The following is a 12270-nucleotide window of genomic DNA, read 5'->3' on the forward strand; positions in this document are numbered from 1 at the left end:
GCTGCGGTTCGATTAGGGACACAACGTTTGGGATCAGCGAGCGGCGAGAGAAGACTTGGATGTCATGGAAGGACGTTGCCGCCGCTTCGTTGCATCCCATGGTTCTTGCTCGTCCGCGCCATCGTACTCGTACTCAGCGCAGCGGTACTCGTACTCGACTCCGGGCTCACCGACAGTTTCGGCACGTGCGATCAGTCGGGTCAACATCGATACGATTCGCTTGAGCATCGCCTTGAGTTTCGAATTCCGATCCGAGTTGAGGCCTTTGGTCGCGGTGAGGACATCCTGGATTGCAGCGCACTCGAGCGTTGAACCGCTCGCGATATCGAGAAAACGATTGCGGTCTTTGAGGCTGCAGTTTTCCGTTGCCTTCGGCGATATTCAGCGGGATCGATTGAGCCGCACGTAACCACTGGTCGCGAGCGTGACGATGCGGGCCTTCCAACGACCGTGCAATCTCAAACGACGATGCGACGTAGTCGATCGATAGACGGTAAACGTCGAGTCGGTCGTGGTCGAAGATGGGCTCGGTCATCAGGATTCGTTTCGAGTAGGAGTACGAGTACCGGGCTGCGCCCTGAGTACGAGTACGATTTCAGTGCCAGAACGGTCGGGATCAGCGGGTGGCGGGAGACGACATTGATCTCACCAGGAAACGCACCACCGCCACTTCGTTGCAGTACGCCCGACATGGGCGTGATCTTGTGGGGTGCAAGTCCCCCTGTACTTCGTTCCGGTTTCTTTCGATGAGTCAGTCTACCAAATGTAGCTCTGAAGAAAGGCAGTCCGAGGCCATTCACCAAGCAACCCGGAGCAACTGCGGGGAGGTGACAAACCGTGGGGAGGAAACCTGCGAAGATGATCGGTAAGCCAGCAAAGAATCGTCGCTGGACATCTTCTCGCCAGGCCCCGCCAGGTGACGTACAGAAACTTGATACGAGGCCGACGACTCCAGGCCCGTCGCGGAGCGATCCCTTGGATCACAGTGGGCTGCTGATCGAGAAGCCGTACCGGAAGCCCGGCGGATGCCTTGCGACTCGGAAAAGGGGACGACTCGGAAAAGGGGACGGGGGTCAATTGGCGTGATGCGTTGTTTTTGACCCCCGTCCCCTTTTCTTGGCCGGTCACATGCGTCTCTTTGAGTCAGCGACAGAACGCTGACGATCAGCGGGTCGATGGAATTGGCCAATTGGTGTGGTAAAACGATAGGTATTCCAATTCGATGACGGCTCAAAAGCCGATTAAGCAATCGACTCCGTTGCATCGTTTGGTTATTGGATCGTTGTGCGAGAAAACAATGCGTTGGTTGTCGAGTTTGCTAAAAGTTTCGTTTTGGCAGCGAGTTGATTACGAGCAAGAGCAAGAGTATCGCGACGCGGTCGCGTGGTATATGCAGTTCCAGCCGACGTCCGAGAATTACGAACCAGTTCTAAATTTTGCCGAAGCGAAATACGAAGAAATTCGCGGCGCATTTGATTTGGTTGACAAGAAGGCAGAGTGGTGTTTCGGTTTAGCGTCTGCTGCGTCCGCCGCCGTGATCGCGTTCCCGGATCGAGCGGGCCTCTCGTTTGTTGCAGTGCTGCCGGTCGTTGCCATATTGCTTTGGAGTATGCACCTCGCACTGCGCTGCCGCGTCCCTTGTGATGTTCCGTCAGCGTTCGGCATCGAAAACGCCATCGAGCGTCACGAGTCGACGAACCAATTCCTCGCGTGGCGTTCAGCAAGTTTGCATTGCGCCACGAAGGGTATGGAACGTATTGTGGCATGGAAAACAGAAGCACTAGTTTATGCGGTTCGGATGCTCGTTGCCGCTATGATTGCTCTGTGTTGCCTTCGCTTGGTTTCGGTTTTGTGGGTCGGATGACCTTTTTTGGCACGGTGGATGGTTTCGGTTTGTTTGGCGAGTTGTACGAGCGTTTGATTCTCGTTGTTGGGTCTGGTGGCGGATTCTGGTTTCCATTTGAGTCATCGTCTGTCATTCATGTTCTCCAATAACGAATTGCGATCTATCCGCTGGTCAGGCGTTGAAAAAACTCAACGTTGATGGTTGAGCTGATCGCCTGACTTGCGAATAGATCGTGCGTTGAACTTTGTCGCCGCACTGGATTGGGCGGGGAAGCGAATCAGGGCGTCTGATTCGCTAGAAAGAGTCTACCAGATACGATTCTTGGTATGGCCGGGAAGCGGCAAGGCCGGGCAAGGGCAGTTGAATCGCCGGTGGGCGATCTTGCTCGCGTTCCTTTGCACTTTCTACCTGAGTTTGCAGGTACCAATCGTGAAAGTCCTCTCCATAGGACTCCGCCCAGAACTTCTGATGCGATTCGCGTTGCAGGTCGGCATACCACCACGGGCAAGGCTGCCGATTAACGTGTGATTGGTGGCGATTAGTGTTCCAGAAAGTGAGAACACTAATCTTCGCTAATCGCACACTAATCACTTTGCCGTGAAGGTTCGTCCAGCGCTCATTGGCGGCGTCAAGCGATCAAGCAACCACCACGGAGTCTAGCGAGCGACCGCCTAACAGTCACGAAGCTTGGCAATCGACCGCGCAACGACGAACAGCAAGAACGGCGGACGGACGAATGATTTTCCACTTCAAAAAATCTCGCAAGCCGCCCTCCTTTGCGTGGCACGGTGCGGCGTTGTGGGTTGCGTTCATGCCATGTGCGGCCGAGCAGCGGTAGTTGATTAAAGCGGAGTCATGTCGAGCGATGCGACCGCTACACGAGGCTGAGCACAAAGGTCAGGGCGAGCAATCCGAGAATCCACCGGCGGGAAGGACCCGCGAAGATGGAAATCGCGGCGGTTATGCCAATCGGGAAAAGAAAGAAAACGAATAGCTCGATGAGATCGAAACCTGCTTCGCGTGGGGAGAAGTACCACGGCCATTTACCCCACCGGGAACCAGCGAATCGAAGCAGCAATGCAGATGCAAGCAAGAGGCCAATTGTTGCAAATATGCGTTCGCGCCATGTACTCCGATGGCGTTCATATAATGCATTCCGCTGTGGTTCGGATGCGTCGGACGGATTGGGCGTTTCGTTCAGCATGAAAAAAGCTCAGGGCGAAAGTGCACAGTCGGCGAACGGTGGACATCACGGGGGACGGACGAAAGACTCTCCACTTCAAAAAAACGCGCAAGCCGTCCGCCTGTGCATGTCATGGTTCGCCCTGCTACTGATTCAGAAGTGGTCACCTTGGCCACCGAGTTCGATCGGAACTCCGTTTTCGTCAAATAGTATAGAGAGTCCATGCTCTGGATCCTAAACGCACTCGAACGACACACAAAAATAGTGATCCGGCCGCGGTTGTTCCGATACAGCGATTCCGGGTTCTGAGAGCAGCGTCCAGATCTCGGACGCGGTCGCAATCGGCGGCGTCACGCTGTCTCCACCGGCCATGGAGCCATAGATTTCGGTTTGGTATGCGTTGTAGATGAACGATTGCAGCCTAAGACGAGTGTCAGTCGGGAGCCCGCAAGCAAATCCAAGTGCCGTGCGTTCGGCGTCGCCAATCAGTTCGGATGTTCCTTCGACGACACACTCAGTTTCACGATCGAGCCATGGAATGTCGCAAACGCCTTCCCAGTAGTGTTCCGAATAGCTAAAGGTCGAAAGGTTGAAAGGTCGAGTGGGTCACGCGTCATGGAAAGCGGGAAATCTTAGTGGGCGAACGCCAGGGATAACCGGGGAAGTGTGGTCGTAGCGGAGGCGGGTATAATGCCGAAGGCAACCCGCCGTAGCGGAGAGCACACTTGCTCCGGTTCAACGCCATGGTTATCCGCCGATCTCATGAACTCGTGTAAACGTAACACCAGAAATGCTGGCGTCAATTATCGCACGACGAAGGTCGCCTGAAACAATCATCGAATCGAAAGCACACCCAATAGTTCCAGATGGTGAGTCAGGAAAATTGCGGATTCGGAACAGATGGCACGGGTCACCGTAGAATGAGCGTGGCCACGGGAAGGAGTAACGAGATATCTCGATTAGGTTGCCGCTATCAATACCACGACGATATTCTGCGTTGTCGTCGAGAGTCGTGCAGTAGAGTGGGTGCAAGAGGCACAGGTCAGTTCCATCACTACACGACAACGGAAGAAGTTCCGCATCACAATCGAGAAATGGCTTCAGGCGATCGCGTGCAAATTGATCAAGTCCGAATTCATGATCGATAGAGTATACATTCGGCCGATGCTTTTCCTGAAAGATTTGGATTTCTGGTGGGTTCCAGATCGCCGACAGTCTGAGAGTCGTTAGAACGACGTCGAGATCATCTGGTTCGCCCTCGTATGAGCCACAACTCCAGTCGAGATCTCCACTTCGGTTGTATTCGGTCTCAAGTGTGTAGAAAATCATGAAGTAAGTCGGGGAACGTAGAGATCACCGCGTTTAGTGATCGGAGCGGAGGCGGTAAAATGGCGAATCCAACCGCCGTAGCGGAGAGCACTAAACTGCGGTGCATCGCAATCGTTATCCGTCAATTGCTGGATCGAAGTGTCATATAACTTCAGCTAAAAGATACACCCAGAAATTCAAGAACATTCAAATCAAGTGCCGGTTGCGCAAAAGCGAAAATTAGCCAAGTGAAGGCAGTGCATTTACCAGCACGGTCTAGCCAGTCCGTTTCCGAGGCAGGTACAGATGCGAGATTGAGAGCCAGCCATGCACTGATCGCCGCACCAGCACCAGCAAGAGGGTTGCCGGAAAGCGAGAAGGGTGCCATGACGACAAGAAAGCTGACTGGAACCGCAGAATTGAAGAGTGCATCCCAGTTTGTAGGAATCTGAATTAGGGAGACCAAGAATATCGAAAGTACGCAAGCGTTTCCGCGGGAGGCGACGAACTCACGCCTGGCGGGCCTGCGGCGCAGGATCATTGCCGTTAGGTATACAGTAAAGATATAGAGAAAGTTACCGGCAGATGACCAGGCGAATGTCATCGTGTTGCCGTCCGACCAATTTGCGTTGCGTCCATCCCAGTGCCGATTCGCGAATAGACAAACCGCGAACGCCACTGCGAACGCAGCGACCAGGAAGACCAGGTCAGCGATTCCGAATCGGCGTTTGACGGGGTCCATATTTCGCAGGTGTATTCAGTCGGATAACGTTACCCGTCATCGAGGACGGACGATTGATTTTCGATTTGTGAAACCGCGCAAGCCGTCCTTCGGTGCACGGGATGGTTCCCCGCGATTGTGACATGATGTGCCGGGCATGTCCAACACGTCACCTACAGATCGAAAACAGGCGTCAATTGTAGTTTGCCATCGGTTCCGATTGAGGCGACATTCATACGCCCACAAATCATGGCGACAGTTCCGGGCTCGGCATCTGGGTTCTCCACCAACCACGATTCCGTGGTTTTTTCGGCTTGCTCTTGGATGTCTGGACGAGCGTAGAGCTTTTGCGCCACTTCGGGATGGCGGATTGATGCCAAGTCTGTTGCGGCGCGGCACGAGATATCGACCGCCCACGTTTCGTCAGCGGTCAGTTTTCCAGATTCCAGCAGTTGTTCGATGATCGGTCCGAGTCGCTCAAGATCGGAGATGCTGAAATCTTTGGCAAACATTCGACATCAAGTTGCAGATTGGAGATTGTCAGTCGGGGAACGCTACGCATCACTGGGCCGGCGGTGAAGACGTTCCAATTGAATCCGGCCCGGCCGCCGGCTCCAGTGCAGTACGCCCGACATGGGCGTGATCTTGTGGGGTGCAAGTCCCCCTGTGCTTCGTTCCGGTTTCTTTCGAGGAGTCAGTCTAACTCGGAAAAGGGGACGAACTCGGAAAAGGGGACGACTCGGAAAAGGGGACGACTCGGAAAAGGGGACGACTCGGAAAAGGGGACGACTCGGAAAAGGGGACGACTCGGAAAAGGGGACGACTCGGAAAAGGGGACGACTCGGAAAAGGGGACGACTCGGAAAAGGGGACGACTCGGAAAAGGGGACGACTCGGAAAAGGGGACGACTCGGAAAAGGGGACGACTCGGAAAAGGGGACGACTCGGAAAAGGGGACGACTCGGAAAAGGGGACGGGGGTCAATTGGCGTGATGCGTTGTTTTTGACCCCCGTCCCCTTTTCTTGGCCCGTCCCCTTTTCTTGGCCGTCCCCTTTTCTTGGCCGTCCCCTTTTCTTGGCCGCGTTGGTGCGTTGACATGGATCTTTCGAAATTCTTCGATCGAGTCCAGCACGACGTGCTGATGTCACGCGTGAGCCGCAAGGTTCACGACAAGCGATTGCTGAAGTTGATCGGACGCTACCTGCGAGCCGGAGTGATGGTCGATGGTTTATGCCACCCCAGCGAAGAGGGGGCGATGCAAGGTGGTCCGCTTTCACCGTTGCTCTCCAACATCTACTTGGATGATTTGGACAAGGAACTGGAGAAACGGGGGCTGCCATTTGTGAGGTATGCCGATGATTTCGTGATCTTCACGAAGACAGAAGTTGCCGCACAACGTGTGTACGCGAGCGTCGAACGCTTCTTGCGAGACCGCCTGAAGTTGACCGTCAATCACGACAAGAGTTCAATCCGTCGAACGGATGGGCTGGAGTACGTGGGCTACGAATTCCGTGGCTTCGGCGGACAGATTCGGGTGAGCCCAAAGAGGCTCGATGCGTTCAAACGGCGTGCCTCGGAAATCTTTCGAAAGAGCCGAGGCGTGTCGATGAAATCGCGTCTGCGTGAGTTTCGCTCTTATGCGTTGGGTTGGATGGGGTACTTCGCATTGGACCAAGTCAAGACAACGTTCGTCAACTTGGACAAGTGGCTGCGGCGACGAGTCCGAGCTTGTTACTGGAAGCAGTGGAAGAAGTCGAAGACTCGACTGAAGAAACTGATTTCCTTGGGCGTGTCCCACCGTGTCGCTCGCGGTTTTGCGATGAGCGGCAAGGGTGCTTGGCGTCTTTCCATGACGTCGGGTGTCCAGCGGGCTTTGTCGATCGAATACCTGACCGCCGAGGGCTTGTTGAATCTAGAAGAGCGTTGGCACTCGTTTGCATCCTTGAGACGAACCGCCTAGTGCGGTCCCGCATGCTAGGTGGTGTGGGAGGGGGCCCGGGCAACCGGGCCCCTATCCCGATCGCGATGGTTACCCGCCATTTTGCGTTGTGCTTCGGTCGGGATATGTACCGACGGAAACCAAGTGAGCCCAAGTCGGGAAGTCAATGTCTGCCAGCGATTGGTCAAGTGTATCGGGATCTTGTGCGATGAACCACTCATCAATCGCGTCCTGAAGTGTGTTGTCGACGGCACCGTTGCTGCTTGCATCATCCGGCAGATATAGACCCAGTAGCGGTATATCCCCAGTGTTGTGTGGAGTCCCACTCGCAATGATGTCGATCTCGGCGGTTACGGGCAGGAATGGTGCGATAACGTCAATGTTGCGTCGGACGTGTTCATAGATGCGAACCAGTTCGTCGCACGACGCGTGCACGTCAAGCGGAGTCATCAGGAGGGAGTAACCACGAGTCGCCATCGATGAGTAATGTTGGGTGCGGAGATTTCAGTCGGGTAACGTTACGGATCACGTGGTCGCCGCGAACGACTGACCACTCAATTACACCTAACTCGGCGACTCACGTGCATCCGATGGTTCCCCGCCCTTGTTCCCCGCGTTGCGCATGGCATTCAATTCGGATTCGGGCGGGATTAGTTTGCCCCGGCGTTCCATTGGCAACAATCGTTCCCGCACATCGTACCAAACTTCGTCATCCTCGCATTCAATGCCAAGCAGCAGCAGGTCCATGATGCCAACAAATTCAAAGTGGACCGTGTGCCCCTCGTCATTGAGGTAGGAGTGCTCCGCCTTAGCGGCACGTCGTTTCAATTTCTTGAGAGCGGCTTGTGGGGATTTTGCTTCGATCACGACGATCCGTTCTTCGCAAATGCGACGCTTTCCAGGGTCGCCGTCGACGTCGACGCGAAACTGAAACAGGAGTTTAGCTGAGTAGCGATCCACGGCATTAAGTGCTCTGGTCTGATGTGTAAAGACGTATCAGTGACCTGAAGTCAGTCGGGGAACGTCCGGCATCACCGGGCGGGGAGATTAAAGTTGTCCATTTCAGATTCGGCCGCAAGCCCCGCTCCGTGTGAATGCCATGGTTATCCGCTTCATCCAATGGTTTTAGCGGCATCGGATGATCTACCGCGATCACGGGCACGAAGGCCTTGCCGTACGACGACCGGAACCATCGCAAGGATCACTAGAGCGAACAGTCCGTCGACCACCGGTCCTAACGCGAGGTTCGCACCATCGAGTGCCCAAGCGTCCGCATAGCGAGGGTCGTCCGGCGTCATGTTCGCCTCCGCCCACTCCCGCCGCAACCGCCACTTCTCTTGGATCTGCGAACCCGACCACGTCGTCGCCACAGCAGTGAACGCCAGGCCAACGGGAACCTCTAGGAAACGCTTCAGGCGCGATCGACTGAGCGATAGTAGGGCAAGCATGATGCAACCGAACCATAGGGTAGCGGAGTAGCCCCAGGCAAAGTCGTTGTGGTGTGCCGCGTTCCACGCCTGTTCGTATGCCGTCATATCTTTCACCGGGTCACCGACATCGGATAACGGCGGCGATCAGCGGGCCGGGAGATTTGATTTTCCATTTGTGAAACCTTGCAAGCCCGGCTCCGTTGCATCGCATGGTTCCCCGCCTTGTAACCGAGCAAGCTTGTCTCGCCGGGCTTCGACTTCGAGGGTTGTTAGAGCTCTCGTTCCATTTGAAGCGAATATTCGTCCAAACGCAAGAAGCGCAGCGAGCCCGGATACGAGTGGTGAAGAAACAACAAGAAACGCAGCAACAAGTGCGTTGTCGACCAATCGAGTAGGATCAGAAATGACCCAACGACCCGCGACAATAGCAACAGAAAGCAAAGCAACGGTCCAAATCAAAGTAATTGTGCCAGGCATCCCGAGCGTCAGCCGAGTACAGCAATTGGAGCACTCGCATCCAGGGCGGATGATAGGTATTCGGCGAAGCTTCTGGCCGCAAACTGGACAGCAGTTGCGACGGAACGACTGAGCCATCGAGGAGGCTTCAACTGAGGGATGGTATGGATTTTCCATCAGCGAGCACTTCAGTCGGGGAACGCCTGCCGTAACCGGGCACGAACGGAAGGCTTTGATTTCAGTTGCCGCGTGATTGAGTGCTCCGGTTCACGGCTTTGTTCTGCCATCGTCATTGTCGGGTAAGTGGCCAGTCAATGCGAGATCGAGTGTGTTACGAAAAGCCGCATCATCAATAACCTTGAGGGAACGATCACGCACTCGCTCCGCCTCGCTCAGTCGACCATTAAGCGACAACAATGCAACGAGTGTAGCAGATTCAGTCTCAAAATGCGGTCGAGCAAATTTGGGTGGAGCCGATTCTATATCCTCCCATGATTCCTCGTGTTCCAAGCTGATCTCGTACGCAGCAATCGACGTTTCGATTCTTTGCTCCCATTCGAGAAACGGGGCGCATTGTTGGTACATGCCGTCTGCAACCAATATTCGCTCAGCAACGTGATAAAGACGTTTCGCATTGTCTGGATAGTCATTCGCGATCTCCATGAACAGGTCGATCGTTCGTTGGTTGTGACCGAGATATCCGTTGAATGCAGAGACATCGTGAAACGATTCAAAGTCGCCGTGATTGTTGCGACATCGCCGTTCTAGGTCATTACGAAGGTTAGTGAAAGCATCCAATGCGGGCGGATACTGAGATGCAAGATCCAACCAGTAGCCCAAGGCGAAGGACAATCGCACGCCACCCATTCCGCGCTCCGATCGTGACGCTTCGTGGAACCACACGAACTTTTGCAGCGCGTCTTCGTAGCGTCCTGCTTGCGAATCATCGACCGCAGAGTCGAGTACGTCGGAAGGACTGTCGTCCGGTTGAGGTGTCCAAGCCATAGAGCCTCTATCTGCCAGAACGTCGCCGATCACGGGGCGGCGACGAAAGATTCTCAATTGTTAAAAAACGCGACTTCGCCGCTCCCGTGCATCGGAATGGTTCGCCCCAAAAATTGCTTTGAAAATCCAGGGTAGCACAACACTTAGAAAAATCGCATTCAGACCAGCGAACACAAAAACAATCGGAAAAAGCCACCGTTCGCGAAACGTGTCAATCTTCGATGTTGATGGATCGCTTGCGTCGTAAATGACATCAACAAGATCGCCCACCGAATGTGCCGGTGGTGATGACGAAACGGAGCCCTGTATTCTATGCACAGTACCTTCGACTTGGTACTCGACAATTGGGGAAGTCATTTCAGCTCCAACCATCTCTACCACCGTACCGCCGGTCGTGCTCTTCCCGAGCCCAACGGAGACGCTGTAAATCCCCAGAACAATTCCGACCAATGCAAAAACTCCGCCGGCATACCGAAGAAACCGCAACGACCACGGTGGAAGGTAGGGACGCGTTGCATCGTTGCGAATCTGTGCGGCAGCTTCATCGACTGAGAGCTTTCCAGATTGCACGCTTTCGAGGACGCTTTCCACGTTTGGCAGTGGTGGATTGAGGCCAAGAAGGTTTCGTAGCTTCCGGAGCATAATGCAGATTCAAGCAAAGGACGGTGTCAGATGACTCGTGGGCGAACGTCCGCGATGACCGAGTCGCGGCAATGTCGTTTCCATTTCAAAACGACTCACCCGCGACTTCGGTCCATCGCATGGTTCGCCCAGCCTTGTTAGCAACGGGAATAATCAAACTCTGGCGTTCGTTTCTGAAGCAGCTCGCCAAAAATCCAGTCTAGCATCTCAGAGAATGAACCAACAACGTACGACGCTCCATTCTCGTGCGATAAGTACCCGGAATCGCCGGACGAGTTGCAAACCATCATGTCGCCACAGGACGAGTTGCCAAATACAGTCGTTGTGTCAGCCGGAAATGTTGGATTTGTTGACGGTGTCCCGTAGTCGTCGACGGAGATTCGGTTGCGACAGGGAAAAATGCCGCCAGCAAAACCGATCGAATCCCAATGCGCTATGGACAGGCAATCATAAAACGAAGTGAATCGGTTGTCGTCACAATCCCCAGTCGGCGCGCCAAGCATGCAAGCGTATTGGGTCGGGTGAAACCATTGGAATGCAGCAGTCGTCTCGCGGTCCATCATGTACGTGTCAGCGAGAAGCAGAGTCCAGCGACCGTCGGCGACAAAGTTGGCCAGATAGTTTCGCAGGCTGGGTATCGTTGTCCGTGACGCGATTTCAGAAAAGTATGCCGCGGGATCGCGGAAAGCAACCCGAACGGAATCGGTGATGATGTCGCGATGCGAGTCCGGCACGGAAGCTAAATCGTCGCCGTCAGCGAGGACCAATGTTGTGCCGCCACCGTCGTTGGGTCGTGTCATCATTTGAATTGGGCGAACGGCGGCGATATGCGGGTCGCGAGATTGGACGTGAACTCAGGATGGACGGCGCCGCGACTCCGCATCATCGCGTGGTTCATGCCTTTTGGCTCAAGGCCGTCGAACATCGGTTCAACCAAACAATTTAACAGAGTCTGTGATGGCACGGGTGTTGGGGGCAACTTCCACTTGGCGTCAGGCGGCGGATTGTCTTCAGCAGTACTGGATCAGGCGTTGGATGTCTTGTTCAGCGCTGGGTCGGGCGTCGGATGTCATGGTCAGTGTTGGTCTAGGCCCGGGGCGGTCTTGTACGCCACCACGCAGTTCAATGTTACTCAACACACGCGACGACGAATCAAGTACCCGTCGGTGCTCAGCCACCAGCATGCATGAACAATAGATTCAACCCTACTCAGTAGGGTCGTATTCGGGAAATCGCGTGATACGGGGCAAGTGAGTTGGGGTGTTTTACCAATATCACTCAACTCACTCGCGTGTTGGAAATTTTAACGGCTGCGCGTTGCTGCGGCAATGTTGCCATTCCAGGGTGTCCTTCTGATGACACCTGCAGGCTTCGAGATGGTCGTGGCATCGGCGGATGATGTCAGTGAAAGTGACCAAACATGGTTTCCGAAGTGGCTTCGGCGGGATGCCGGCAGACAACAAAGAAGTGTTCGTCATCCTGGATCGGAAAGCTTTTGTCGCGTTGCTGATAGACATGGCCCATGCCACGGGTGTGGTAGTGAGCAGCGTCCTTGTGAAAGATCTCCGCTCGTCGATGAGCGCGATTCAAGACGTGGTGCAGTCCGCCCGCTTCGTCGGCACGAGGTGGCGTTGTCACTTGCCGAGGCATCACTTGGCAATGGCACCCCAGTCAATTGGTTGCTCTGTCAATTGGTTAGCCTGGGCGGTGTTGACGGTGACAACGAAACCTGACGCGGCA

At 54.7% G+C, this 12270-nt stretch carries 15 protein-coding genes and 2 pseudogenes; 2 read left to right on the plus strand and 15 right to left on the minus strand.

The window, feature by feature from the left end:
- Positions 1-33: 33 nt before the first annotated feature.
- The 3 genes and pseudogenes from UH5x_RS26480 to UH5x_RS26490 all read right to left on the minus strand — a co-directional run.
- Positions 34-228: a hypothetical protein gene (locus UH5x_RS26480; protein ID WP_482636135.1), complete on the minus strand. Its 195-nt coding sequence runs from the start codon at positions 226-228 to the stop codon at positions 34-36.
- Between the two features lie 15 nt (positions 229-243).
- A pseudogene (locus UH5x_RS26485) lies at positions 244-381 on the minus strand (hypothetical protein); the annotation flags it as partial.
- Between the two features lie 25 nt (positions 382-406).
- Positions 407-535, minus strand: a pseudogene (locus tag UH5x_RS26490) (four helix bundle protein); the annotation flags it as partial.
- Between the two features lie 687 nt (positions 536-1222).
- Between UH5x_RS26490 and UH5x_RS26495 the strand changes: the two are divergent.
- Positions 1223-1864 carry a hypothetical protein gene (locus UH5x_RS26495; protein ID WP_482634218.1) on the plus strand — a complete coding sequence of 214 codons (642 nt, stop codon included), beginning with the start codon at positions 1223-1225 and terminating at the stop codon, positions 1862-1864.
- 856 nt (positions 1865-2720) lie between these two features.
- Here the strand turns inward: UH5x_RS26495 and UH5x_RS26500 are convergent.
- The 5 genes from UH5x_RS26500 to UH5x_RS26520 form a co-directional block, all read right to left on the minus strand.
- A complete protein-coding gene (locus tag UH5x_RS26500) occupies positions 2721-3050 on the minus strand; it encodes a hypothetical protein (protein ID WP_482634219.1) in 330 nt (109 codons plus the stop codon).
- Positions 3051-3263: 213 nt separating this feature from the next.
- Positions 3264-3569, minus strand: coding sequence for a DUF6985 domain-containing protein (locus UH5x_RS26505; protein WP_482636084.1), 306 nt, complete (start codon positions 3567-3569; stop codon positions 3264-3266).
- Positions 3570-3776: 207 nt separating this feature from the next.
- The gene (locus UH5x_RS26510) at positions 3777-4358 is read right to left on the minus strand and encodes a hypothetical protein (RefSeq protein WP_037245906.1); all 582 of its coding nucleotides are present in this window, start codon (positions 4356-4358) and stop codon (positions 3777-3779) included.
- Between the two features lie 151 nt (positions 4359-4509).
- Complete coding sequence (locus UH5x_RS26515) at positions 4510-4941, minus strand: hypothetical protein (protein ID WP_482634220.1); 432 nt, start codon at positions 4939-4941, stop codon at positions 4510-4512.
- A 290-nt stretch (positions 4942-5231) separates the two neighbouring features.
- Positions 5232-5570 carry a hypothetical protein gene (locus UH5x_RS26520; RefSeq protein WP_482634221.1) on the minus strand — a complete coding sequence of 113 codons (339 nt, stop codon included), beginning with the start codon at positions 5568-5570 and terminating at the stop codon, positions 5232-5234.
- 545 nt (positions 5571-6115) lie between these two features.
- Between UH5x_RS26520 and UH5x_RS26525 the strand changes: the two genes are divergently transcribed.
- Positions 6116-7018: a reverse transcriptase domain-containing protein gene (locus tag UH5x_RS26525; RefSeq protein WP_482634222.1), complete on the plus strand. Its 903-nt coding sequence runs from the start codon at positions 6116-6118 to the stop codon at positions 7016-7018.
- Between the two features lie 69 nt (positions 7019-7087).
- Here UH5x_RS26525 and UH5x_RS26530 read toward each other — a convergent pair whose 3' ends face one another.
- The 7 genes from UH5x_RS26530 to UH5x_RS26560 form a co-directional block, all read right to left on the minus strand.
- Entirely contained in the window at positions 7088-7447 is a 360-nt protein-coding gene (locus UH5x_RS26530; RefSeq protein ID WP_482634223.1) for a hypothetical protein, read from the minus strand.
- A gap of 114 nt (positions 7448-7561) precedes the next feature.
- Positions 7562-7957: a DUF4288 domain-containing protein gene (locus UH5x_RS26535; protein WP_482634224.1), complete on the minus strand. Its 396-nt coding sequence runs from the start codon at positions 7955-7957 to the stop codon at positions 7562-7564.
- Positions 7958-8109: 152 nt separating this feature from the next.
- Complete coding sequence (locus UH5x_RS26540) at positions 8110-8445, minus strand: hypothetical protein (protein WP_482634225.1); 336 nt, start codon at positions 8443-8445, stop codon at positions 8110-8112.
- Between the two features lie 705 nt (positions 8446-9150).
- Complete coding sequence (locus UH5x_RS26545; RefSeq protein ID WP_482634226.1) at positions 9151-9888, minus strand: hypothetical protein; 738 nt, start codon at positions 9886-9888, stop codon at positions 9151-9153.
- 60 nt (positions 9889-9948) lie between these two features.
- Positions 9949-10530, minus strand: coding sequence for a DUF3592 domain-containing protein (locus tag UH5x_RS26550; protein ID WP_482634227.1), 582 nt, complete (start codon positions 10528-10530; stop codon positions 9949-9951).
- Between the two features lie 137 nt (positions 10531-10667).
- A complete protein-coding gene (locus UH5x_RS26555; protein WP_482634228.1) occupies positions 10668-11333 on the minus strand; it encodes a hypothetical protein in 666 nt (221 codons plus the stop codon).
- Positions 11334-11931: 598 nt separating this feature from the next.
- Positions 11932-12168: a hypothetical protein gene (locus tag UH5x_RS26560; RefSeq protein ID WP_482634229.1), complete on the minus strand. Its 237-nt coding sequence runs from the start codon at positions 12166-12168 to the stop codon at positions 11932-11934.
- Positions 12169-12270: the final 102 nt, after the last annotated feature.

This window comes from Rhodopirellula sp. UH5 (assembly GCF_056839225.1).